The following is a 22,276-nucleotide window of genomic DNA, read 5'->3' as shown; positions in this document are numbered from 1 at the left end:
CGCCTCAGCTCTTTCCGAAGAGCTTCTGGATCTCGGCGAGGTCCGCCTCGGTCGGCGCCTTCGTTCCGCCGCCGAGGCCGAAGCCCGAGCCGGTCGGCGAGGAAGTCGGTGCGATGCCCGCGTTCTCGGCGGCGCGCTTCGCGGGGTTGCCCGAGCGCGAGCCCGAGGCCTTGCCCTTGCCCTTCTTGCCGCGCTTCGAGGAGGCGCCGGGGCGCCCCATGCCGGGCACGGGACCCATTCCCGGGATGTTGGGGGTTCCACCGCGGGCGACGGTCTTCATCATCCTGGCCGCCTGGTCGAAGCGCTGGACGAGCTGGTTGACGTCGGTGACGGTCATGCCGGAGCCTTTGGCGATGCGCAGTCGGCGTGAGCCGTTGAGCACCTTCGGGTTGCGTCGCTCACCCGGCGTCATCGAGCGGATGATCGCCTCGGTGCGGTCGATCTCGCGCTCGTCGAAGTCCTCGAGCTGCTGCTTCATCTGCCCCATGCCCGGGAGCATCCCGAGCATCTTCTTCATCGAGCCCATCTTCTTCATCTGCTGAAGCTGGTCGAGGAAGTCCTCGAGGGTGAACTGCTCGGTCGCGAGCTTCTCCGCCATCTTGGCGGCTTCCTCCTCGTCGAAGGCCTGCTGGGCCTGCTCGATGAGGGTGAGGATGTCGCCGAGGTCGAGGATCCGGCTCGCCATGCGGTCGGGATGGAAGGGCTCGAGGTCCTCCAGGCGCTCGCCCGTCGAGGCGAAGATGATGGGGCGCCCGGTGACCGAGGCGACCGAGAGCGCGGCACCACCGCGCGCGTCGCCGTCGAGCTTCGACAGCACGACGCCCGTGAAGTCGACGCCCTCCTGGAAGGCCTTGGCGGTGTTGACGGCGTCCTGACCGATCATGGCGTCGATCACGAACAGGACCTCGTCGGGGTCGACCGCCTTGCGGATGTCGGCGGCCTGCTTCATGAGCTCGGCGTCGACGCCGAGGCGTCCGGCGGTGTCGATGATGACGACGTCGTGCTGCTGACGGCGGGCGTGCTCGACCCCGTCGCGCGAGACCTTCACCGGGTCGCCGATGCCGTTGCCCGGCTCGGGCGCGTAGATCGTGGCGCCGGCCTGCTCGGCGACGACCTGCAGCTGGTTCACGGCGTTGGGGCGCTGGAGGTCGGCGGCGACCAGCAGCGGCGTGTGCCCCTCGCCCTCGAGCTGCTTCGCGAGCTTGCCGGCGAACGTCGTCTTACCGGAGCCCTGCAGACCGGCGAGCATGATGACCGTCGGCGCCGTCTTGGCGAACTGCAGGCGACGCTGCTCGCCGCCGAGGATCTGGACGAGCTCCTCGTTGACGATCTGCACGACCTGCTGAGCGGGGTTGAGCGCCTTGTTCACCTCGTCACCGAGCGCACGCTCGCGCACCTTCGCGGTGAAGTCCTTGACGACCGCGAGCGCCACGTCGGCGTCGAGCAGCGCGCGACGGATCTCGCGAACGGTGCCGTCGACGTCGGCCGCGGTGAGCTTTCCCTTCGTGCGCAGATTGCGGAAGGTCTCGGTGAGCCGATCGGAGAGCGTGCCAAACGTAGCCATGGTGCTACCGATTCTAGCCGAGCGCCCCGCGCCGGACCGCGTCAGCGCCAGCGGAGGTCGTCGAGGTTCTGCAGCGCGTCGCTGAGGACGGTCTCGGGTGCCGAGTATCCGGCCCCCTGCTCGGCCCACACCCGGAGCGACGACAGCACAGCGGCGGCGTGCGACGCCCCCAGGATGTCGGCGCGGATCGCTGCGACGCCCGAGGCGGATGCCGCGGCCGCGACGATCGAGGCGAGGCGGGCGAGTCGCAGCGCGGTGTCGCGCGTGAGCTCTTCGTCGAGTCCCATCGCGGTGCGGTTGCGCAGGGCGAGGGCGAGCGGGTCGGGGGCGAAGCCGCGCAATCCGTCCACGAGAACGGCGCGCACGGAGGACGCATCCGCGTTCCTCTCGAGCACGTCGAGCGCGGCACTGACATCGTCGATGCGCGCGTCGAGCCCGGACCAGAGCACGTCGCTCTTGGACGAGAAGTAGTTGAAGAAGCTCGACCGGCTCACACCCGCGCGCTGGGTGATGTCGGCGACGGACGTCGCATCGTAGCCGCGCTCGAGGAACAGCTCGCAGGCCGCCTCGGCGAGGGTCTCGCGAGAGGAGGCCTTGGGGCGGCCGGCGCGGCTGGTGCTGGTCATGAGGACACGGTACCGCTCAGCTACGGCGTGCAACGCCGAGCCTCTCACACCGGAGTATTGTTAGACGCGATCCATCTATCCATACGCGTCCTCACGAATGCGTCCTCACGAGGGAGTGCAGCATGCTCGACATCGTCACGGCCGGACTCGCGCCGGACTACATCCCGTACACGGAGGGCTGGGACCTGCAGCGCCGCATCCACGCCGACGTCGTCGCCGGCACCCGACCGGACACACTCCTCCTGCTCGAGCACGAGGCCGTGTACACGGCGGGCAAGCGCACAGAGACTCACGAGCGTCCGCAGGACGGCACGCCCGTGATCGACGTCGACCGGGGCGGCAAGATCACCTGGCACGGCCCAGGGCAACTGGTCGGCTACCCCATCGTGCGTCTCGCGGAGCCCATGGACGTCGTGGCCCATGTGCGCCGTCTCGAGCGCATCCTCATCGACGTCCTGCGACCTCTCGGCGTCGACGGCTACCAGGTCGACGGACGCAGCGGCGTGTGGGTGCGACGGCCCCTCTCCGAGGACAAGGTCGCCGCGATCGGCGTGCGCGTGCAGCAGGGCGTGACCATGCACGGCTTCGCGATCAACTGCGACAACACCCTCGCCGGCTTCCGCGGCATCATCCCGTGCGGGATCACCGACGCCGGCGTGACCACCGTGAGCGAGCTCGTCGGTCGGGACGTCTCCCCCGCAGACATCGTGGACTCCGTCTCCGCGGGCTTCGCCGCCGCCTATTCGACCGCCGACCTCGCAGGAGCTCCCGCATGACCGCCGCCGCACCCGAGGGGCGCAAGCTCCTCCGCCTCGAGATCCGCAACTCCGAGACGCCGATCGAACGCAAGCCCGAGTGGATCCGCACCAAGGCCAAGATGGGCCCCGAGTACACCGCGCTGCAGTCCCTCGTGAAGACCGAGGACCTCCACACCGTGTGCCAGGAGGCCGGCTGCCCCAACATCTTCGAGTGCTGGGAGGACCGCGAGGCGACGTTCCTCATCGGCGGCTCGCAGTGCACGCGTCGCTGCGACTTCTGCCAGATCGACACGGGAAAGCCCGACGCCTACGACACCGACGAGCCCCGCCGCGTGGCCGAGAGCGTGCAGCGGATGGGCCTCCGCTACGCCACCGTCACGAGCGTCGCCCGGGACGACCTCCCCGACACCGGTGCCTGGCTGAACGCCGAGACCGTGCGCCGCATCCACGCCCTCAATCCGAACACGGGCGTTGAGCTCCTCGCCAACGAGCACAACGCCGACCCGGCGTTCCTCGGCCAGATCTTCGACGCGCGGCCCGAGGTGTTCGCGCACAACGTCGAGACCGTCCCGCGCATCTTCAAGCGCATCCGCCCGGCCTTCAAGTACGAGCGCTCCCTCGACGTCATCACCCAGGGACGCGATGCCGGGCTCATCACCAAGTCGAATCTCATCCTCGGCATGGGCGAGGAGCCGGAAGAGGTCGTGCAGGCGCTGAACGACCTGCACGACGCCGGGTGCGACATCATCACGATCACGCAGTATCTGCGCCCGTCGCCCCGTCACCTGCCCGTCGCCCGGTGGGTCAAGCCCACGGAGTTCGTCGAGTTCAAGGAGGAGGCCGAGCGCATCGGGTTCCTCGGCGTGCTCGCCGGTCCGCTGGTGCGCTCCTCGTACCGAGCCGGACGCCTCTGGGCGCAGTCGATGATCTCGAAGGGACGCGAGATCCCCGCGCACCTCGCGCACATCGCCGAGGGTGCCGATCTGGGCTTCGCTCAGGCCGTCTGACGTGCTTCCGACCTCGTCATCGGCGTAGGCGGTGACGGCGGGGTAGGACGATTCGCCGGCGGTCGTCCTACGCCGGCGGCATCTCCCGCCCCGGAGGGAACGGAGCGCGACGCGTCAGTCGGCGCTCATGACCGACAGCACCGCACCGTCGGAGCCGAGATTCACGAGCAGGACGTCATCGGTCGTGTCGGCGTCGAGCGCGTACTCCAGCACCGCGAACGGCTCGGAGCCGCCGTGCTCGTCGGCGAGGATCGTCATGCTCATCAGGCGCAGCGAGCGGATGATGTCGACCGCGGCGTCTCCGCTCACGTCGACCAGGACGACGTCGAGCTCGTCACCGTACGCTTCCTGCTGCTGCAGGATGTACTCCGTCACCTCGCTCGTGCGGTCGTCGACCTCGGAGAGCATGCTGCGGCGCGCGGTGCCGTCGACGGTCTCGAGACCGGCGATCAGCGAGGCGGCGATGTCGAGCGCGTCTGCCGAGACGTCGTCCTGGTCAGGTGCGGTGAGGTCGACCGTGACGCTCTGGTCGCCGAGCTCCACGGTCTCCGACCAGAAGATCGAGCCGTCGGGGCCCGACGACAGGAGTCCGAAGTAGTCGTGTTCGATCGCCATACCGATATGAAACCAGCCCGGTGCGCGCGGCGGTAGTCCTGTCGTCGCGTGTCGTCAGCCGACCAACGACTGGACGAACACGTGCGGGGTGAAACCGCTGAGATCGTCGATCCCCTCGCCCTGCCCCAGAAGCTTCACCGGGATGCCGGTGCGCTCCTGCACCGCGAGCACGAAGCCGCCCTTCGCGGACCCGTCGAGCTTGGTCAGCACGAGCCCGGTGACCCCCGCGTGCTGCAGGAACGCCTCGGCCTGCATGACGCCGTTCTGGCCGGTCGTGGCGTCGAGCACGAGCAGCACCTCGCTGATCGGAGCCTGCTTCTCGATCACTCGGCGGATCTTCGTGAGCTCGTCCATCAGGCCGCCCTTGGTGTGCAGGCGCCCGGCCGTGTCGATGATCGCGATCTCGATGCCCTCGCGCTGCGCGAACTCGATCGTCTGATAGGCGACGGATGCCGGGTCCTGGCCCTCCTGCTGGGGACGGACGATCGCCGCTCCCCCGCGCTGGGCCCACGTGGCGAGCTGGTCGACCGCGGCCGCACGGAACGTGTCGGCGGCGCCGACCACGACGCTGCGCTGGTAGCCGCGCAGGAACTTGGTGAACTTGCCGATCGTCGTGGTCTTGCCGACGCCGTTCACGCCGACCACGAGGACGACGGCGGGGCGCTCGGTGAGCTTGAGGGTCGTGTCGAACTTCGCGAAGTGCTCCTCGAGCGTCTCGCGCAGCATCCGCTGGAGGTCCTTCGGGTCGGTCGTGCGGTAGCGCTCGACCTTGCCCCGCAGCTCGTCGACGACGCGCTCGCTGATGTCCGGGCCGAAGTCCGCGGTGATCAGGGCCGTCTCGAGGTCCTCCCACGTCGTCTCATCGATCGTGGGCTTGACGAACATGCCGCGCAATGCGCGACCGAGGGACCAGGACTTCTCCGCCATGAGTCCAGCCTACGGCTACGATCCTGAGATGCTTTCCGCCCGGCTGTTCATCCACAGCGCCGACCGCCCGGTGCAGGATGCCTGGCCGCATCTCGACGCCGACGACGCGCACGCAGTGCCCATGCCGCCCGACGCCTCCGTCGCCGACCAGACTCGGATGCTTCTCGACGATGCGCGCACGGCCCGCAGCGTGGTCTTCGCTCATTCCCTGCGAGCAGTCCCCGCTGTGCTCGCCGCCGAATCCGGACAGATCGCGGGGCTCGTCCTCGTCGAACCCGCGCTCTACGACCTCGTGCGCGGCGTGTCATCGGCGGAGAGGCACATCGCGATCGTGTCCGACGCTCGCGCCCTGGCCGCGGCGGGCGATCTCCACGGATCCTGGGCGATGCTCCGACCGCTGATGTTCGGCGGCGCGCTCGACGAGACGAGGTGGGATGCCGAGTCCTCCGTCGCGGAGCGGTGGGCGACCAGCGAGGTCCCGTGGGGTCATGGTGTTCGCCGGCGGATGCTGAGCGGCATCCCGGCCCTCGTCGTCACGGGCGGATGGAACGAGGAGTACGAGGCGATCGCAGCGGTGCTCGTCTCCCTCGGCGCCACGTACCGCGTGCTCTCCGGCGCGTCGCACCGGCCGCAGGATCTTCCCGGGTTCGCCCCGATCGTGGCCGACTTCGAGGCGCGTCTGCCCGGCTGACCCGGGCACGAGTTCGGAGTTCGCCGCCGACACGCCGCGCTCCGCCGGCGACACGCCGCGGCATCCCGTCCCTGCTCCGAAGCTGTGCCCGCCGGGGTCCCACGCAGCTCCGTCAGACGGCAGCGGCGGCGCGATCACCCACGCGCTGTCCGACCACCGCGGACACGCCGTCCTGCCGCATCGACACGCCGTAGAGGGCGTCGGCGATTTCCATCGTCCGCTTCTGGTGCGTGATGACGAGCAGCTGAGAGCTCTCGCGCAACTGCTCGAACACCGTGAGGAGTCGGCCGAGGTTGGCGTCGTCGAGGGCGGCCTCCACCTCGTCGAGGATGTAGAACGGGCTCGGGCGCGCCTTGAAGATCGCGACGAGCAGAGCCACAGCGGCGAGCGATCGCTCTCCACCCGACAGGAGCGAGAGCCGTTCGATCTTCTTGCCGACGGGGCGCACCGAGACCTCGATGCCGGTCGTGAGCATGTTGTCGGGGTCGGTGAGGGAGATGCTGCCCGAACCACCGGGGAAAAGCAGCGGGAAGACCTCTCCGAAGGCCGCCTTGGTGTCTTCGAACGCGCTCGCGAAGATCGTCTGCATGCGCTCGTCGAGGTCCCCGATGATCGTCAGCAGGTCCTGACGGGTCTGCGTGAGATCGGCCAACTGCTCGGTGAGGAACGCGTGACGCTGCTCGAGCGCGGCGAACTCCTCGAGGGCGAGAGGGTTCACTCGGCCGAGCTGCGCGAGCTTGCGCTCCGCCTCGGTGAGACGACGCTGCTGGATGCGGCGGTCGAACGGGATCGCCGTGTCGTCGAGCAGCTCCCCATCGGCGGGTTCGGCGCCCGGATCGCGCGGGACAAGCTGATCCGGGCCATATTCCGCAACGAGAATATCTTCGTCGAGAGCGAGCTCCGAAGCCACCCGCTCGAGCAGGCTTCCCAGGTGCAGCTTCTTTTCGTGGATCTGCAGCTCGAGTCCGTGCACGCTCTCCGTGAGGCCGGCGAGTCGCTCTCGCAGCGAGGTCTCCTGTGCGCGGAGCCCCGTGAGCTCCTCGTTCTGCGCGGACCGCGCGGACTCCGCCTCGGCCAGCGCGAGACGGGCTTCGGTCACCGAGCGGTCCAGCGAGTCCAGGATGCGCGGGAGCTCATCCGCCACACCGGATGCCGCTTCGCGTTGCGCCCGACGGATCACGGCGCGACGCGCGGCCTCTGCCGCCGCATCACGTTCCTGCTCACGCTGCCGCTCGAGCCCGGCGACGCGCGCCTGAGCAGCCCTCACGCGCTCACGGAGGGTCTCGATCTCGAGTCGCGCCCTGACCTCGCCCTCCCGCGCGAGCTCGAGCGCCTCGAGCAGACCGTCGCGGGCGGAGGCATCGAGCACGGGGCGCGGTGCGGACACGGCGCCCTCCAGTTCGGCCTTCGCGGACTCGGCGGTCTTCTCGGCGTCCTCGACCGCGGCCTGCGCCTGTGCGAGACCTGCTTCCAGACGCTCGCACTCGGCCACGGCCGACTCATGGGTGACGGTGATGCGGTTGACCTGCTCGGCGTGGCTCGCCAGTGCGGCGTCGTGCTCACGGAGAGCGCGGAGCGTCTCCCTGGCCTGACGCCGGGTCGACTCGACCGCCTCGTCGGCGTCGATCCGTGCTTCGCGCAGCGAGTCGACGATCACCTGCACCTCGGACATGCGGTCCGTGGCGGCGTCGCGTTCGGCGGCGAGCTCGAGACGCGAGCGTTCCCCGCCCGATCCGGTGCGGAGCGTCTGCGCGGTCACGACGTCGCCCGTCGCGGTGACGATCGTCGTGGTGACGTCCCCGGCGAGATCGAGCGTCCGACGTGCCGTCCGCGCGGCGTCCAGATCGTCGGCGATCAGCACGTGCGAGAGGATGCCGAGCACTCCGTCGGGCGCCGACACGGTGTCGACGGCGCGAGTGACCCCGGCGATCTCGGGGAGATCGACGGTCGGGAGAAGCCCGTCCGCCACGACGAAGTCGATGATTCCCCGGTGCCGCTCGGCCGCATCCGCGGCGAGAGCGAAGGCGTCGGCTGCGGCATCCACGAGCACGCCCTCCGCGAGCGGGCCGAGGACCGCGGCGATGGCCGCCTCGAAACCCGCGCGGACCTGCACGGAGTCGCCCACCAGCCCTCGGATGCCGGTCCCTCCGGCCTTGACGATCTCGGCCGCGCCTCCGGAGACCGCCAGCGCACTGCCGAGGGCAGCGGCCTTGGCCGTGAGGGAATCCACCTCGCGCTCAGCCGCGTGCAGCCTCTCACGCAGGGTCTCCCGCTCGCTCTCCGCGGCCGTCGCCGCGCGCTGCGCGCTCTCGTAGGCGGCGGAGTGCTCCGCGGCGGTGCCCTCCGGAGCCTCGGCGCCGTCGATCGACTCGAGCGCCTCCGCGGCCTCGCGACGACGCGTGTGCGCGGCCTCGAGCGCGTTCTCCTGGCGCAGCACCGCGCCGCGCACCGCGGCGAGGGCGGACGCGGCGGCCTCGGCCGTGCCGCGCAGCGCGGTCAGGCGCATGTCGTACTCCGACACCAGAGCGCTCTGCTCGGCGATGTCCACGTCGAGCGTGTCGAGCTCGGCGCGGGCGGCGACGACCTCGCGGCTCGCTGCCGCCGCGGCATCCTGCGCGTCACCGAGTCCGGCGGATATCTCGGTGATCTCGTCCTTCGCCTCGTCGATCGTGGCCTGCGTGACGGTCACCGCCGTGACTGCGGCGTCGTCCTCCTCGGAGCCGAGCAGCGCGAGTCGCTGGTTGGCGAGTGTGTACAGTCCGCGCATGCGCTCCTGCACCTGCTCGAGACCGAAAGCGACACCGCGGGCCCGATCGACCGCGACGGAGTTCTGGTCCTGCTCGAGCCGCGTGATGCTCGCTCGCACGGCTTCGGCCTGGTCCGAGAGCACCAGTCGCTCGGTGTGACGTTCGTGCTCGGTGCGGGTGTGGTCGGCGAGGGCCGTGCGCAGCGCGACGACGTCGTCCGCGAAGATCCGCGCCTTGGCGTCGCGCACGACCGCCGCGATGGTCTGCGCCTCGCGGGCGATCTCCGCCTGGCGTCCGAGGGGCTTGAGCTGACGGCGGATCTCGCCCGCCAGGTCGCTCAGCCGCGTGAGGTTCGTCTCCATGGCGTCGAGCTTGCGGAGGGTCTTCTCCTTGCGTCGACGGTGCTTGAGGATCCCGGCGGCCTCCTCGATGAAGCCGCGACGGTCCTCTGGCGAGGCCTGCAGCACGGTGTCGAGACGCCCCTGCCCGACGATCACATGCATCTCGCGGCCGAGGCCCGAGTCGCTCAGCAGCTCCTGCACGTCGAGGAGCCGGCAGTTCTCGCCGTTGATCGCGTATTCGCTGGAGCCGTTGCGGAAAAGCGTGCGGCTGATCGTGACCTCGGCGTACTCGATCGGGAGCGCCCCGTCGCTGTTGTCGATCGTGAGTTGCACCTCGGCACGGCCGAGCGGGCCTCGCGTCGAGGTTCCGGCGAAGATGACGTCCTCCATCTTGCCGCCGCGAAGCGTCTTCGCCCCCTGCTCCCCCATCACCCAGGCGAGCGCGTCGACGACGTTGGACTTGCCCGATCCGTTCGGGCCGACGATGCAGGTGACCCCGGGTTCGAAGACGAAGCTCGTCGGCTGCGCGAAGGACTTGAACCCCTTGAGGGTCAGGCTCTTCAGATGCATGCGCGTACCGCGCTTCCCGGGTGGATCACGCCCTCACGCTACCGGAATCCCGCTCCAGCACCGGCATCCCGCGCGGGCGGAAGCCGAACCGAGAGCACTCGCGACACGCCGGACACGCCCGGGATGCTTGACGTCCGCTGTGAGTTGTCGCTACCGTGAACCTCCGGATCGCCACACGAAAGGAGGTTACCGATGATCACTCTCATGAACGCACAGGCCACAGGCCTCGCCGCGCCGTTCGCGCCGCGCTTTGCGCACTCGGTAACCGCCGGCGTCCGTCGCAGCGCTCTGTCGTAGAACAGCACGCGGCCGTACCGCCGCCGCTCCTCCGCAGAGCAGCATCCAGAGGACCCGCCCGTCATCGGGCGCCCACCTCAGCGCGTCTTCGCGCCACCCCCGCTGATCCGTCCTCGGATCACGGACCCGCCTCCCCGGCATCCGCATCCGTGCGGCCGGGACTCGGCCTCTCGTCGGCACCGTCCGGCACGGCGACGTCGTCGTCGACCGGGACGGAACGACGCTTTCTCCGCACCACCCATCTCTCGAAGGACACCATCGTGAACACCACGCTGTACCGCAGCACCACTCACCCACCGGATACCGAGGACCAGCTGGTCCTGCAGATCCCCGACCACGACGAGCTGCAGCGCCTCGCGCTCGCGGACCGTCTCTCCCTCCGGATCGGCCTCTGGCTGCTCCAGAGGGCCCAGCGTCCGCGCCCCGCCCGCCGACCGGCGACGGTCCGGACCGCAGAACTGATCGATCTCGATCGACGGACACGGTCCGCCGCCGAGACGACCGCCCTGCTCACGTTCGACCTGCAGCGCCAGCTGCGCTGACCTGGAGGCCGACATGAGCATCCGACTCACATCGGAGGCGACGCTGCATCCGCTCGTGCTCCCCGCACGGGCGGATGCCGCGGACGCGGGCGAGTTCCGTGAACTCGCCCGCGTCCGAAACCTCGTGTACCGCGAGATCTCCGGTCGCGACGAGCAGGACCTCACCCCCGAGGCGCTGCTGCCGCTCCTGCGCTCCCGCGAAGAGCGCACCACTCTCGTCTGGGCCGTCCGCCTCGGGGACGAGATCGTGGGTCGTGCCGTCATCGACATCCCGCACGAGAAGGACTCGCGGGTCGCTATCGCCACGATCGAGCTGCGACCGCAGGCGTGGGGCCGCGGAATGGGCAGCGCGATCCTCCCGCACGTGGAGGCTTTCGCGCGTTCCCACGGCCGCACCGTGATCCAGAACTGGACGGAGCAGCCGCAGAGCGACGGCGACCGGCTCACCGCCCGCACCGGGATGGGGAGCGTTCCGGACGACCACGTCGCCCGGTTCCTGGCCCGTCAGGGCTTCGTGCTCGAGCAGGTGTACCGCATCAGTCGCCTGCCCCGCACTCCCGGGACCGAGAAGCGTGCACGGGAGCTCCTCGCCGAGGCCCACGAGGCGTCTCGGGGGTACCGGATCCTCCAGTGGGAGATACCCACGCCCGCCGAACACCTCGACGGGTTCGCGTGGATGAAGTCGCGCATGTCGACGGACGCCCCCTCGGCAGGGCTCGACGCCGATGAGGAGACCTGGGACGGCGACCGCCTGACCCGCAGCGAGGAGCGGACCGTCGAGATGGGACAGCGCGTCCTCGTCACGGTGGCGCAGCACGTCGACACGGGCGATCTCGCGGGCTTCACCGAGCTCGGGATCGGGCCCGACCTCGCGTCGACGACGCACCAGCACGACACCCTCGTCCTGCGTGAGCACCGCGGCCATCGACTCGGACAGCTCCTCAAGTGCGCGGCGCTGCTGCGCTGGTCGGACATCGCGCCGGACTCGCCGAGCATCATCACGTACAACGCCGAGGAGAACCGGCCCATGCTCTCCATCAACGAAGCCCTCGGCTTCGACGCCATCGCCTACGAAGGCGCCTGGAGGAAGGAACTCGCGTGAACGCGACCACTCTCACCATCAGACCGCTGACCGTCCCCGCGTCGCTGGAGGATCCGGACGCCGCGGATTTCCTCGCCTTCGGCGCGCTGAACCGGCTGGTCTGCGACGAGGCCACCGGGCTGCCCGATCTCGCGCCCGACGCCGCACAGATGCTGGCCGCGTGGCAGGAGAACACCGATTCGCTGAGCCTGGGGTTCGTGGCCCGCGCGGGCGACGACGTCGTCGGCATGCTCGCGATGGACTTCGCCCAGGAGGCCGAAGCGCGCGCTGCGGAGATCGACGTCCTCGTCCCGGAGTCGTCGGCGGGACTCGGAGTCGAGGATGCGCTGCTCGATCTCGCCGAGCGCGAGGCCCACGCCCGCGGGCGCACGCTCCTGCAGAAGTGGACTCTGCACCGGCCGATCGAGACGGAGCGCATGATCGTGCCGCGCACCGGGTGGGGTCGCATCCCCGCGATCCCCCTCACCGATGCGCTCGAGCGCCACGGCTACGTGTGCGAGCAGGTCGAGCGCAACAGCGAGCTCGACCTGCGCGCCGATCCAGCGCCGCTCGTCGCCGCGCTGGCCGAGGCCGAAGCGCACGCCGGACCGGACTACCGCACCGTGCACTGGATGGCGCCGACGCCCGTCGAGCACCGTGACGGATACGCCGCGATCCTCGCACGCCTGTCGACGGACGCCCCCAGCGGCGACATGGAGTTCGTCGCCGAGGAGTGGGATGCAGATCGGGTGATCCGTCGCGATGCGCGCAACACCGCAGCGGGCCAGGCGTTCTCGGTGGTCGCGGTGCAGCACGTGCCCACGGGTGCGCTCGTCGCGTACAACGAGCTTCTGATCGGCGCGGATCGCAGCGGGGTGACGCACCAGTTCGGGACCCTCGTGGCGAGCGAGCACCGCGGGCACCGCCTGGGGATGATCGTGAAGTGCGCGAACCTCCTGCGGTGGCGCGAGCTCATGCCTGCGTCCGCCGTGGTCTCGACGTTCAACGCCGAGGAGAACCGTCCGATGCTGAGCATCAACGAGGCGATCGGCTTCGTGCCCGTGTCGTACGCCGGAGCCTGGCAGAAGCGGATCTGAGGATCATCCGCGCGGAGTACGACTCCGGCGATCGATCATCCGTCCGACCGACGCGACGACGGCCGACTTCTCGCGAGGCTGGGAGCATGAACTCCTCCGTCCTCGAAGCCCGAGCCCTCAGCAAGTCCTACGGAACCACGCGCGCACTCGCCGGGGTGGACCTCACGATCCACCGCGGCGAGTCCGTCGCGATCATGGGCGCGTCGGGGTCGGGCAAGACGACCCTGCTGCATGTGCTCGCCGGCATCGTCGCCCCGGATGCGGGCACGGTGACGTTCCAGCCGTCGGTGGGGCATCCGGTCGAGATCTCCGGACTCCGCGAGACCGACCGTTCGCGGCTGCGACGCGAGCGGTTCGGCTTCGTGTTCCAGCAGGGTCTGCTGATCCCCGAGCTCACGGCCGTCGAGAACGTCGCGCTCGCCTCGATGATCAACGGCGTGAAGAGAGCGGATGCCGTTCAGCACGCGGCGTCGTGGCTCGCCGCCCTCGGCCTCTCGGGAATGGAAGACCGTCGCATCGGGGAGCTCTCCGGCGGTCAGGCGCAGCGCGTGGCCATCGCGCGCGCCCAGGCGACCGGTGCGGAGCTGGTGTTCGCCGACGAGCCGACGGGTGCCCTCGACTCGCAGACCTCGCAGGAGGTGATGGACGCCCTGCTGTGGTCGACCACCGGTCAGGGGCGCACCCTGCTCGTCGTGACCCATGACCCCGAGGTCGCCGCACGCTGCTCCCGCATCGTCGCGGTCCGCGATGGACGGATCGTGAGCTCGGCGGTGTCCGCATGAACCCGCACGTCCTGCGTCTGCTGCTCCGTCCGACTCCCGGCCAGAACGCCGTTCTCGCCCTGCCGATCGTCGCGTTCGCCCTCGTGACGACACTCGTGCTCACCGTCGTCGGCGGCGCGCAGTCGTTCTGGTCGTGGACCGACGACATGGCCGGGCTCTACCAGGCTCTCGCCGCGATCGCGCTGGTGCTGCTCGTCGTCCCGCTCGCGGGCCTCGGAGGCGCCGCAGCCCGCCTCTCAGCGCGGCGTCGCGACGAACGTCTGTCTACTCTGCGTCTGCTGGGCGTGACGCCGGCGGGCGTCGGCATCGCGACCGTCGTCGAATCCCTGTTGGTCGCCGGGATCGGGGCTGTCGTCGGGGTGCTCGGCTCCGTCGCCCTCAGCCCGCTGATCGGCCTGATCCCGTTCCGCGGCGAGCCGCTCGGTCTGACGTCCGTGCTGCTTCCGCCGCTGACGGTGATCGCCGTCGTCGCCGGGATCCTGCTGATCGCCGCGGGGAGCGCCGCGCTGGGGCTGCGTCGTGTGGCCATCTCCCCTCTCGGCGTGCGGATGCGTAGCACGGTGTCGACCGTGCACTGGTTCCGTGCAGTCATCGCGGTGGCCGTGCTCGTGCTCGCCTTCGTGCTGATCACGGTGTTCCCGTCGATCGCAGGCCTCACGACCACGATCGTCGTGCTCGCCGGGCTGTTCGCCGCTGCCCTCGCCGTGCTGAACGTTCTCGGCCCGTGGGTCCTGAAGATCACCGCGACCCGCCAGCTGCGGCGTGCCGAACGCCCGGAGCGTCTGCTCGCCGCGCGGACCGTGCTCGACTCTCCGAAAGCCGCCTGGCGTCAGGTGAGCGGCATCTCCATGGCGAGCTTCATGGCGGTGTTCGCCGGTACCGGGGTGTCGCTGCTCTCGCTCATGGACGGCGAGGGATCGTCACAGGACGCGACGCTGATCGCCGACATCCGCACCGGACTCATCATCACGCTCGTGGGATCGTTCCTCATGGTGGCCGCGTCGGTCGGCGTCAACCAGGCCGCCGCGATCCTCGACGAGCGGGAGTTGCACCGGAGTCTCCACGATCTCGGCGTGCCGTTGGAAACCGTCGATGCCGCCCGCCGGCGCGCGATCATGTCGCCGCTGCTCATCACGGCGATCGGGTCGGCCCTGTGCGCCGCGGCGCTCGTGCTCCCTCTCCTGGGCATCGCGTTGATCACCGCCCCGATCTCGCTCATCACGATCGCCGCGGTCGTCGCGATCGGGGTCGGCGTGGTCTGGACGACGACGCGGATCACACGACCGCTGCTCGCGCGCTCGTTCCAGGCGGCGTGAGGCGCCCGCGCACCGGGATGCTCAGCGGCGACGCTGGCAGCGGGGGCAGTAGTGGCTCGACCGGTTCATGAACGCCTCGCGGCGGATCGGCCCGCCGCAGCGGGGACACGGTTCTCCCCCGCGCCCGTAGGCGTTGAGCGAGTGCGCGAAGTAGCCGGCCTGTCCGTTGACGTTCACGTACTGCGCGTCGAAGCTCGTGCCGCCCTCGGCCAGCGCCTTGTGGAGCACGACACGGATCTCGGCGAGCAGACGACGGACGGCCTGCGTCGACAGCGACGACGCAGCGGTCTCCGGGTGGATCCGGGCCGCCCACAGCGACTCGTCGGCGTAGATGTTGCCGATGCCGCTGACCACCTGCTGGTCGAGGAGCACTCGCTTCACGGCACTGCTCCGCCGTCGCAGCGCCGTGAGGAACGCCACGTCATCGAACAACGGATCGATCGGGTCCCGCGCGATGTGCACGACCTGCGTCGGGATGCGGCTCGGTCCGTCGGACGTCAGGTCATCGACCGCGAGGGAGCCGAACGTGCGCTGATCGGCGAACACGACGGCGAGGTCGCCGTGCGTCGGATGATCGAGGTGGAGACGGATGCGCTCGTGCCGCTCCGGGACGGCATCGGGGGCGCGCAGCAGCATCTGCCCGCTCATGCCCAGATGGGCGATGAGCGCCGACTCGTCGCCCTCGAGCGGCAACCAGAGAAACTTCCCTCGGCGGTCCGCTGCGGTGAAGCGACGTCCCTCGAGGCGCGAGACGAAGTCGGCCGCACCGGCGGGGTGACGAGTCAGCGCTCGCTCGTCGAACACGCTGACGGCCGTGATGCGGGCGCCGATCGCCGCCGGCGCAAGGCCCGCGCGGACGACCTCGACCTCGGGGAGCTCAGGCACGTTGGTCGAGCAGACGCCAGGCGCTGAGCGCTGCCGCCATCTCCGCCGTCTTCTTGCTGCTGCCGAGACCGGTCATGGTGAGCTCCCCCACGACGACGGTCGCAGTGAAACGACGATCATGGTCGGGACCGCTCGCCTCGACCGAGTACTGCGGAGGCGTCGACCCGAGCCGGGCGGCGAGCTCCTGCAGGCTGGTCTTCGGATCCATCGCCGCGCCGTAGCGCTCGGGGTCGGCGAGCAGCGGCTTCGTGAGCCGCAGCACGAGTTCGGTCGCGGCGTCCGGACCCGCCGAGAGGAAGGTCGCTCCGAAGACGGCCTCCATCGTGTCCGCGAGGATCGAGTCCTTGTCGCGGCCGCCGGTCTGCTCCTCCCCGCGCCCGAGCAGGAGGTGCTCGCCGAGTCCGATTCCTCGCGCCACCTCCGCGAGGGCGACCGTGGAGACGACGCTCGCGCGGCGCTTGGCCAGCGATCCCTCGTCGAGGTCGGGGTGCGTCGTGAACAGCATGACCGTGACGGCCTGCCCGAGCACCGAGTCGCCGAGGAACTCGAGCCTCTCGTTGTGCGGGATGCCACCGTGCTCATAGGCGTACGAACGATGGGTCAGCGCCAACTCCAGAAGCTCCGCGTCGATCTCGACACGGAGCTTCTCAGGAAGTGTGCGCGTCCCTTCGGGGACCACTGTCACAGCGCTGGGGTCGCGACTCAGACGTCGGCGACCTTGCGGCCCTTGTACTCGAGGAACAGCTCGGTGCCCTGCGAGTCCGTGACGACCTTGGCCTGGTGCGGACGGCTGTAGACGACCTTGCCGTTCTCGACGGTCTTGACGAGCGCGGGAGCCTCGGCCTTCCACTGCGCGCGGCGCGAGCGGGTGTTGGAACGGGAGACCTTGCGCTTCGGGGGGTTACCAGCCATGACTAGCTCTCTTCTTTCTCGGCGGCCCGGCTCTCTGCCGTACCGTCCTGGTCTGTGATCTTCTGGAGCGCACTCCATCGAGGATCGATGGGAGCGGCCTGCTCCGATCCGGTGCTCTCGGTCAGCCTCTCGCCTGTGACCGGGTCGAGCCCGAGGCAATCCGGCTGACACACCGGCTGGAAGGGAAGCGACAATACGGCCGCATCCCTGACCAGAGTTTCAAGATCCACGTGGTCGTCTTGAACCTCGAAGTCAGTTTCTTCCTCACCAGGATACGCGAAAAGCTCCTGGAACTCGACTTCGACAGGCCGGGCGATGTCCGTGAGGCATCTCCCGCACACTCCGGAGTACTCCGCGTCGACGGTCCCCGACGCGAGGATGCCCTCGTGCACGGACTCGAGACGCACGTCGACGTCGAGCTCGGCATCCTGGGCGAACGAGACGATCCCCTCACCCCACGGCTCCGCGAGTGTCACCGTGAAGGCATGCTCGCGCATCTCCCCCGGCTTGCGCACGATGTCGCGGACGGGGAGGACGAAGGGGCCGTTGAGTCGGGAACGCACCCGGCAATGCTACCGGCTCGCGAGCGTCCGAGGCTGGTCGCCGGCTGACCGCACCGCGATCGCGCCGCTCAGATCCCGCGTCCGCCGGTGTCGAGGAACGCCGCGACGGCGGGCGGCACGAACGGCGCGATGTCGCCGCCCAGGCCCGCGACCTGACGCACCAGCGAGCTCGAGACGAGCGCGTGCGCGGGGTCGGGCAGCAGGAAGACGGTCTCGATGTCGGCGAGGTGCCTGTTCACGATCGCCATCGGCGACTCGTACGCGACGTCGATCTGCGAGCGGATGCCCTTGACGAGCACGCCGGCGCCCACGTCGCGCGCGTAGTCGACGAGCAGGCCCATGCTCCAGGAGCCGACGATCACGTTGCCGTCCATGCCGTCCTCCGCGATGGACTGCTCGAGCAGTGACATGCGCTGTGCGATCGGCAGCATCGCCTCCTTGCCGGGATTGTGCACGACGAGGACGTGGAGTTCGTCGTACAGCTTCGCCGCCCGACGGATCACGTCGAGGTGACCCAGGGTCGGCGGATCGAAGGAACCCGGGACGACGGCGATCCGGCTGCTCATGCTCCCAGCCTAGAGCACCTCTCCCTATGGCCCGACTGGATGCGACGGGCTCAGTTCTTGGCGAGAGCGGCCCGATCCTCGTCACTCACGCGACGCGCGATCGCCGACCGCAGCCCGGGATTCGCCCGGAGATCGGGGTCGTCGGCGAGGATGCCCTCCGCCAGCTCCCGCGCCCGGACGATGAGCTTCGAGTCCTTGACGACGCGCAGCAGCTTGAGCGACGAGCGCACGCCCGCCTGCGCCGCACCGAGCACGTCGCCCTCGCCGCGGAGCTCGAGGTCCACCTCGGCCAGCTGGAATCCGTCGAGCGTCGCCGCCACGGCATCCACGCGCTCACGCGCCACCGAGCCGGACTCCGCCTCGGTCACGAGCAGGCACAGCCCGGGCACGCCTCCTCGGCCCACGCGTCCTCGCAGCTGATGGAGTTGCGACACGCCGAAGCGATCCGCATCGAGCACGATCATGGTCGACGCGTTGGGCACGTCGACGCCGACCTCGATCACGGTGGTCGCCAGGAGCAGATCGATGTCGCCGCGCGCGAAGGCCTGCATCACGGCGTCCTTCTCGTCCGAGGGCATCCGGCCGTGCAGCACCGCGCGACGCAGACCGCCGAGCGTCGGATGGGTCGCGAGAGCCTCGTCGAGCTGCACCACACCCCAGCGCGGGCCCGACGCACCCTCGGGCTGCAGGAGGATCTCCCCCGCTTCCGCGGTCTTCTTGGTCGTGTCGATCGCCGCGCACACCGCGAAGACCTGGCGCCCCTGCGCGATCTCCTCCGCCGCGCGCTCCCAGACGCGGTTGAACCAGCCCGGATGCTCGGCGAGCGGTGCCACGAAGGACTCGATGCCCGCCCGCCCCTTCGGCAGCGTGCGGATCACGGACGTGTCGAGATCACCGAAGACGGTCATCGCGACCGTGCGCGGGATCGGGGTCGCGGTGAGCACCAGCGCGTGCGGGCTCGATCCCTTGGCACGGAGGGCCTCACGCTGCTCCACGCCGAAACGATGCTGCTCATCGACCACGACGAGCCCCAGATCGGCGAACGTGGTCTTCTCGCCGAGCAGGGCGTGGGTCCCGACGACGATGAGCGACTGCCCCGAGGCGACCCGGAGCGCTGCCTTGCGCCTCTCCGCCGCCGGGAGCTGCCCAGTGAGCAGCGTCGGCATGACGAGCGGGGCGAGCTGCGGCCCGAGCATCTTCGTGATCGACCGGAGGTGTTGCGCCGCGAGCACCTCCGTCGGTGCGATGAGTGCGGCCTGCCCGCCGGATTCGGCGACCTGCAACATCGCTCGCAGCGCCACGAGCGTCTTGCCGGAGCCGACCTCGCCCTGCACCAGGCGGTTCATGGGCCACGAGCCCACGAGGTCGGCCGCGACCGCCTCGCCGACCGTGTGCTGGTCGGGGGTGAGCGTGTACGGCATCGCCGCGTCGAAGCGTTCGAGCAGGCCTCCGGGCGCCGTCGGGCGCGCGGTGGCCGAGAGCGAGCGCACGGCGTCGCGCTGCTGCAGCAGAGCGGTCTGCAGCGTGAGTGCCTCGTGCATGCGCAGCGTGCGCACCGCGGGGTCGATGTCGTTGCGGGTCTTCGGTCGGTGGATCTGCTCGAGCGCGTCGCGCGCGGTGAGCAGCTCCTCGCGAGCACGGACCTCGGCGGACAACGGCTCGGGCACATCGACGAGGTCGTCGAGCACACGGCCCACGAACTTCGCGATCTGCCAGGTCTGCAGACTCGACGTCGCCGGATAGATCGGGATCAGCACTGCCGCGCGCGCATCCGCTCGGCGCCGGGCCGCATCCTCGTCGTCGAAGAGCTCGTACTCCGGGTGCGCGAACTGGGTCACGCCGTTGAACTCGCCGACCTTGCCCGAGAACACGCCTCGCCGTCCGACCGCGAGCTCCTCGGAGCGCCACTTGGCCGCACCGAGGTTCTTGGCGAAGAAGGTCAGCGACATCTTGCCGATCCCGTCGCCGATCACGACGTCCGCCATCGCGCCGCGGCGGTTGCGCATCGCACGGGCGCTCGACGACAGCACCTCGGCGACGATCGTGACGGTCTCTCCTATCGGCAGCTCCCTGATCGGGGTGAGCTCGCCCGGGTCCGCGTAGCGGCGTGGATAGTGCGAGAGGAGGTCGCCCACGGTCGCCATCCCGAAGGCGCGATCGAGCGTCTTCGCCGGGGTGGCGCCGAGCGCCTCCGCCAGCGACGTGTCGAGCGTGAGCGGCATGATTCGAGTCTAGGAGGCAGCGCCGACACGGCGCGCTCCGCGGCTGTCGTATCGTGAACGGGTGACGAGGATCATCGCCGGGACGGCACGCGGAGCACGGCTCGAGGTCCCTGGGGCGGGGACGAGACCCACGAGCGACCGCGTCCGGGAGTCGCTGTTCGGCGCACTGGAGTCGTCCGACGCGCTCGTCGGCGCACACGTGCTCGACCTGTACGCGGGTTCCGGGGCGCTCGGTCTCGAGTCCCTGAGCCGCGGCGCCGCCGACGTCGATCTCGTGGAGCACGGTCGTGCCGCCGCCGCGATCGTGAGGCGCAACGCCGCCGTCGTCGCGAAGGCGGGCGGGCTCCCCGCCGCGCGCGTGCACCAGAGCACGGTGCGGGCATATCTCCAGCGGGCGACCGGACCCTTCGATCTCGTGTTCACGGACCCTCCCTACGACCTCGACGACGACGCGATGACCGCCGATCTGGTGGCGCTCGCGCCGCTCCTCAGCCCGGATGCCGTCGTGGTGATCGAGCGCGCGCGACGCTCGACGCCCCCGGACCTCGACGCCGCCAAGCTGGAGCTCCTGCGCGACAAGACCTACGGCGACACGAGGATCTGGTGGGCCGGGCCCGCGGAAGACGAGGGTCAGCCCGCAGCGGAGTCCCAGTCGCGGTAGGGGTCCCACCCGCTCACATCGACCGGGCGGTCGTCGACCAGCAGATCCTGCCCGCCCCGGGCACGCACCTCGCCGATGCGGCGGTATCCGGGAGGGAGCACCTCGTCGGGGAACGTGGCGAGCAGCGCGTGGTCCTCTCCCCCGGCGAGGGCGCGCTCCGGATCGTCGCCGAGCGCTGCCCCGTCGAGGGCGATCGTGACACCGGATGCGGCCGCGAGACGCCGGGCATCGAGCGCGAGCCCGTCCGACACGTCCATCATCGCCGTCGCCCCCGCGAGCGCGGCCACCGGACCGAGGCCGATCGGCGGCGACGGTCGCAGCTGCGCCGCCAGCGCCGCCCGCTCTCCGTCTCCCAGACGGATGGCGTCCACGGGCACCGGGGTGTCGCCGTCGCGGAACCGCCCGAACAGCACGGCGAGCCCGCGAGCGGCGTGTCCCAGCTCCCCGGCGATCGCCACGGCATCCCCGGGCCGTGCGCCGGCGCGTGTGACCGCCGGGCGCCCCTCGAGGTCGCCGAGCGCCGTGACCGCGACCGTGAGCACGTCGGACACCGTGAGATCTCCTCCCACGACCGCGCAGCCGGGCGCGAGCGCGGCGCAGGCCTCGCGGAAGCCGTCGGCCAGCTGCTCCACGAAGGACAGCCGCAGGTCGCGCGGCACCGCGAGGGCGACCAGCAGAGCCGTGGGGCGCGCACCCATCGCGGCGACATCGGCGAGGTTGACGGCTGCGGCCTTCCATCCCAGGTCGTATCCGCTCGACCAGGCGAGCCGGAAGTCGGGGCCGTGCACGAGCGTGTCCGTGGTGACGACGACCGAGCCCGAGGGCGTGGAAACGAGCGCGGCGTCGTCGCCCGGCCCGATCAGCGTGTGCGCGCCGGGAACGGTCCGGGTCAGGATCGCACGGAGGATCTCGCCCTCGGAGAGGTCTCCGAGGCGCGGGTCGTCGGAGTCGGGTCGGGAGGGCATGGAGTCAAAGGTAGCCTGGATGCATGCCCTCCTCTCGTCGTCTGCTCCTCGTCGCGGGCATGCTGGTCGCCGCCGCAGGCCTCGCCGGCTGCTCGACCACGATCCATCTGGAGCCCGCGGACGACGCGAACAATCCGGCATGCGCCGAGGTCTCCGTCCTGCTGCCCGACGCCGTGGGCGATCTCGACCGCGTGTGGACCGACGCGCAGGCGACCGGCGCGTGGGGCGACCCCACCGTGGTGCTACGCTGCGGCGTCGACGTGCCCGCGCCGTCGACAGAGGTGTGCACGACGATCGGCGGCGTCGACTGGCTCGTCCTCGATCAGGAGGAGCAGCGTCAACGCCTCGTGACCTACGGCCGGGACCCCGCGGTCGAGGTCATCATCCGCCGCGGTGAGGAGCTCGACTTCCGCACGGTCGTGGACACGCTGTCGAAGAGCATCCAGTCCGGCCTCGAGCCCGCGACCGCACGGTGCACCGACCGCGTCCCGACGGACGACGGAACGGGATCGACCGAGGGCTGACCCGCTCCGTTCGTCGG

The 22,276-nt window shown here is 70.3% G+C and carries 22 protein-coding genes; 10 read left to right on the top strand and 12 right to left on the bottom strand.

Annotation, left to right across the window (positions count from 1 at the left end):
• Nucleotides 1-4 precede the first annotated feature (4 nt).
• Both ffh and ACIPY8_RS09205 read right to left on the bottom strand, forming a co-directional pair.
• Entirely contained in the window at nt 5-1,564 is a 1,560-nt protein-coding gene (gene ffh, locus ACIPY8_RS09210; RefSeq protein WP_400817211.1) for a signal recognition particle protein, read from the bottom strand.
• A 41-nt stretch (nt 1,565-1,605) separates the two neighbouring features.
• Nucleotides 1,606-2,190 (bottom strand): TetR/AcrR family transcriptional regulator, encoded by a 585-nt coding sequence (locus tag ACIPY8_RS09205; RefSeq protein ID WP_400817209.1) that lies wholly within the window; start codon nt 2,188-2,190, stop codon nt 1,606-1,608.
• A gap of 122 nt (nt 2,191-2,312) precedes the next feature.
• On the opposite strand from ACIPY8_RS09205, the gene lipB reads away from it, so the two are divergent.
• Nucleotides 2,313-2,966 (top strand): lipoyl(octanoyl) transferase LipB, encoded by a 654-nt coding sequence (gene lipB, locus ACIPY8_RS09200; RefSeq protein WP_400817207.1) that lies wholly within the window; start codon nt 2,313-2,315, stop codon nt 2,964-2,966.
• Nucleotides 2,963-3,955, top strand: a complete 993-nt coding sequence (lipA, locus tag ACIPY8_RS09195) for a lipoyl synthase (protein ID WP_400817205.1) — start codon at nt 2,963-2,965, stop codon at nt 3,953-3,955. The genes lipB and lipA overlap by 4 nt, the downstream gene beginning before the upstream one ends.
• 114 nt (nt 3,956-4,069) lie before the next feature.
• Here the strand turns inward: lipA and ACIPY8_RS09190 are convergent, their stop codons facing one another.
• Nucleotides 4,070-4,570: a DUF2004 domain-containing protein gene (locus tag ACIPY8_RS09190; protein ID WP_400817203.1), complete on the bottom strand. Its 501-nt coding sequence runs from the start codon at nt 4,568-4,570 to the stop codon at nt 4,070-4,072.
• Nucleotides 4,571-4,624: 54 nt separating this feature from the next.
• Nucleotides 4,625-5,497 (bottom strand): signal recognition particle-docking protein FtsY, encoded by an 873-nt coding sequence (ftsY, locus tag ACIPY8_RS09185; protein ID WP_400817201.1) that lies wholly within the window; start codon nt 5,495-5,497, stop codon nt 4,625-4,627.
• Between the two features lie 28 nt (nt 5,498-5,525).
• On the opposite strand from ftsY, the gene ACIPY8_RS09180 reads away from it, so the two are divergent.
• Nucleotides 5,526-6,188 (top strand): hypothetical protein, encoded by a 663-nt coding sequence (locus ACIPY8_RS09180; protein WP_400817199.1) that lies wholly within the window; start codon nt 5,526-5,528, stop codon nt 6,186-6,188.
• A gap of 112 nt (nt 6,189-6,300) precedes the next feature.
• Here the strand turns inward: ACIPY8_RS09180 and smc are convergent, their stop codons facing one another.
• Nucleotides 6,301-9,846, bottom strand: coding sequence for a chromosome segregation protein SMC (smc, locus tag ACIPY8_RS09175; RefSeq protein ID WP_400817197.1), 3,546 nt, complete (start codon nt 9,844-9,846; stop codon nt 6,301-6,303).
• Between the two features lie 557 nt (nt 9,847-10,403).
• Between smc and ACIPY8_RS09170 the strand changes: the two genes are divergently transcribed.
• From ACIPY8_RS09170 to ACIPY8_RS09150, 5 genes are all read left to right on the top strand, one after another.
• Nucleotides 10,404-10,685, top strand: a complete 282-nt coding sequence (locus tag ACIPY8_RS09170) for a hypothetical protein (RefSeq protein WP_400817195.1) — start codon at nt 10,404-10,406, stop codon at nt 10,683-10,685.
• A 13-nt stretch (nt 10,686-10,698) separates the two neighbouring features.
• The gene (locus ACIPY8_RS09165) at nt 10,699-11,787 is read left to right on the top strand and encodes a GNAT family N-acetyltransferase (RefSeq protein WP_400817193.1); all 1,089 of its coding nucleotides are present in this window, start codon (nt 10,699-10,701) and stop codon (nt 11,785-11,787) included.
• The gene (locus ACIPY8_RS09160; RefSeq protein ID WP_400817191.1) at nt 11,784-12,863 is read left to right on the top strand and encodes a GNAT family N-acetyltransferase; all 1,080 of its coding nucleotides are present in this window, start codon (nt 11,784-11,786) and stop codon (nt 12,861-12,863) included. The genes ACIPY8_RS09165 and ACIPY8_RS09160 overlap by 4 nt, the downstream gene beginning before the upstream one ends.
• 86 nt (nt 12,864-12,949) lie before the next feature.
• Nucleotides 12,950-13,645: an ABC transporter ATP-binding protein gene (locus ACIPY8_RS09155; protein WP_400817189.1), complete on the top strand. Its 696-nt coding sequence runs from the start codon at nt 12,950-12,952 to the stop codon at nt 13,643-13,645.
• Nucleotides 13,642-14,961 (top strand): FtsX-like permease family protein, encoded by a 1,320-nt coding sequence (locus ACIPY8_RS09150; protein ID WP_400817187.1) that lies wholly within the window; start codon nt 13,642-13,644, stop codon nt 14,959-14,961. Before ACIPY8_RS09155 ends, ACIPY8_RS09150 begins: the two co-directional genes overlap by 4 nt.
• A 21-nt stretch (nt 14,962-14,982) precedes the next feature.
• Here the strand turns inward: ACIPY8_RS09150 and mutM are convergent, their stop codons facing one another.
• From mutM to ACIPY8_RS09120, 6 genes are all read right to left on the bottom strand, one after another.
• On the bottom strand, nt 14,983-15,846 hold the full coding sequence (gene mutM, locus ACIPY8_RS09145; protein WP_400817185.1) for a bifunctional DNA-formamidopyrimidine glycosylase/DNA-(apurinic or apyrimidinic site) lyase: 864 nt from the start codon (nt 15,844-15,846) through the stop codon (nt 14,983-14,985).
• Nucleotides 15,839-16,531 (bottom strand): ribonuclease III, encoded by a 693-nt coding sequence (rnc, locus tag ACIPY8_RS09140; protein WP_400817183.1) that lies wholly within the window; start codon nt 16,529-16,531, stop codon nt 15,839-15,841. Before rnc ends, mutM begins: the two co-directional genes overlap by 8 nt.
• A 17-nt stretch (nt 16,532-16,548) precedes the next feature.
• Nucleotides 16,549-16,758, bottom strand: coding sequence for a 50S ribosomal protein L32 (rpmF, locus tag ACIPY8_RS09135; protein ID WP_050721097.1), 210 nt, complete (start codon nt 16,756-16,758; stop codon nt 16,549-16,551).
• A gap of 2 nt (nt 16,759-16,760) precedes the next feature.
• Nucleotides 16,761-17,255 carry a YceD family protein gene (locus ACIPY8_RS09130; RefSeq protein ID WP_400817687.1) on the bottom strand — a complete coding sequence of 165 codons (495 nt, stop codon included), beginning with the start codon at nt 17,253-17,255 and terminating at the stop codon, nt 16,761-16,763.
• Nucleotides 17,256-17,389: 134 nt separating this feature from the next.
• Nucleotides 17,390-17,887: a pantetheine-phosphate adenylyltransferase gene (gene coaD / locus ACIPY8_RS09125; protein WP_400817180.1), complete on the bottom strand. Its 498-nt coding sequence runs from the start codon at nt 17,885-17,887 to the stop codon at nt 17,390-17,392.
• 50 nt (nt 17,888-17,937) lie between these two features.
• A complete protein-coding gene (locus tag ACIPY8_RS09120) occupies nt 17,938-20,109 on the bottom strand; it encodes an ATP-dependent DNA helicase RecG (protein WP_400817178.1) in 2,172 nt (723 codons plus the stop codon).
• Between the two features lie 61 nt (nt 20,110-20,170).
• On the opposite strand from ACIPY8_RS09120, the gene rsmD reads away from it, so the two are divergent.
• The gene (gene rsmD / locus ACIPY8_RS09115; RefSeq protein ID WP_400817176.1) at nt 20,171-20,770 is read left to right on the top strand and encodes a 16S rRNA (guanine(966)-N(2))-methyltransferase RsmD; all 600 of its coding nucleotides are present in this window, start codon (nt 20,171-20,173) and stop codon (nt 20,768-20,770) included.
• Here rsmD and thiL read toward each other — a convergent pair.
• Nucleotides 20,740-21,735: a thiamine-phosphate kinase gene (thiL, locus tag ACIPY8_RS09110; RefSeq protein WP_400817174.1), complete on the bottom strand. Its 996-nt coding sequence runs from the start codon at nt 21,733-21,735 to the stop codon at nt 20,740-20,742. The genes rsmD and thiL overlap by 31 nt on opposite strands.
• A 23-nt stretch (nt 21,736-21,758) precedes the next feature.
• Here thiL and ACIPY8_RS09105 point away from each other — a divergent pair, with 23 nt between their 5' ends.
• The gene (locus tag ACIPY8_RS09105; protein WP_400817173.1) at nt 21,759-22,259 is read left to right on the top strand and encodes a DUF3515 domain-containing protein; all 501 of its coding nucleotides are present in this window, start codon (nt 21,759-21,761) and stop codon (nt 22,257-22,259) included.
• The last annotated feature ends 17 nt before the right edge of the window (nt 22,260-22,276 follow it).

The sequence above is a fragment of the Microbacterium sp. NPDC089696 genome (genome assembly GCF_044749125.1).
Taxonomy (GTDB): domain Bacteria; phylum Actinomycetota; class Actinomycetes; order Actinomycetales; family Microbacteriaceae; genus Microbacterium.
The sequence above is the reverse complement of the archived record's forward strand: the minus strand, read 5'-3'. Positions and strand labels throughout refer to the sequence as shown.

What these genes read in the sequence shown, in the direction of transcription:
- lipB (WP_400817207.1), top strand. Translation starts at nt 2,313, where the DNA reads ATGCTCGACATCGTCACGGCCGGACTCGCGCCGGACTACATCCCGTAC.
- ACIPY8_RS09190 (WP_400817203.1), bottom strand. Translation starts at nt 4,570, where the DNA reads ATGGCGATCGAACACGACTACTTCGGACTCCTGTCGTCGGGCCCCGAC.
- ACIPY8_RS09130 (WP_400817687.1), bottom strand. Translation starts at nt 17,255, where the DNA reads ATGCGCGAGCATGCCTTCACGGTGACACTCGCGGAGCCGTGGGGTGAG.
- coaD (WP_400817180.1), bottom strand. Translation starts at nt 17,887, where the DNA reads ATGAGCAGCCGGATCGCCGTCGTCCCGGGTTCCTTCGATCCGCCGACC.
- lipA (WP_400817205.1), top strand. Translation starts at nt 2,963, where the DNA reads ATGACCGCCGCCGCACCCGAGGGGCGCAAGCTCCTCCGCCTCGAGATC.
- ACIPY8_RS09180 (WP_400817199.1), top strand. Translation starts at nt 5,526, where the DNA reads ATGCTTTCCGCCCGGCTGTTCATCCACAGCGCCGACCGCCCGGTGCAG.
- ACIPY8_RS09165 (WP_400817193.1), top strand. Translation starts at nt 10,699, where the DNA reads ATGAGCATCCGACTCACATCGGAGGCGACGCTGCATCCGCTCGTGCTC.
- smc (WP_400817197.1), bottom strand. Translation starts at nt 9,846, where the DNA reads ATGCATCTGAAGAGCCTGACCCTCAAGGGGTTCAAGTCCTTCGCGCAG.
- ACIPY8_RS09205 (WP_400817209.1), bottom strand. Translation starts at nt 2,190, where the DNA reads ATGACCAGCACCAGCCGCGCCGGCCGCCCCAAGGCCTCCTCTCGCGAG.
- ACIPY8_RS09105 (WP_400817173.1), top strand. Translation starts at nt 21,759, where the DNA reads ATGCCCTCCTCTCGTCGTCTGCTCCTCGTCGCGGGCATGCTGGTCGCC.
- ACIPY8_RS09150 (WP_400817187.1), top strand. Translation starts at nt 13,642, where the DNA reads ATGAACCCGCACGTCCTGCGTCTGCTGCTCCGTCCGACTCCCGGCCAG.
- ffh (WP_400817211.1), bottom strand. Translation starts at nt 1,564, where the DNA reads ATGGCTACGTTTGGCACGCTCTCCGATCGGCTCACCGAGACCTTCCGC.
- rpmF (WP_050721097.1), bottom strand. Translation starts at nt 16,758, where the DNA reads ATGGCTGGTAACCCCCCGAAGCGCAAGGTCTCCCGTTCCAACACCCGC.
- ftsY (WP_400817201.1), bottom strand. Translation starts at nt 5,497, where the DNA reads ATGGCGGAGAAGTCCTGGTCCCTCGGTCGCGCATTGCGCGGCATGTTC.
- ACIPY8_RS09120 (WP_400817178.1), bottom strand. Translation starts at nt 20,109, where the DNA reads ATGCCGCTCACGCTCGACACGTCGCTGGCGGAGGCGCTCGGCGCCACC.
- ACIPY8_RS09155 (WP_400817189.1), top strand. Translation starts at nt 12,950, where the DNA reads ATGAACTCCTCCGTCCTCGAAGCCCGAGCCCTCAGCAAGTCCTACGGA.
- thiL (WP_400817174.1), bottom strand. Translation starts at nt 21,735, where the DNA reads ATGCCCTCCCGACCCGACTCCGACGACCCGCGCCTCGGAGACCTCTCC.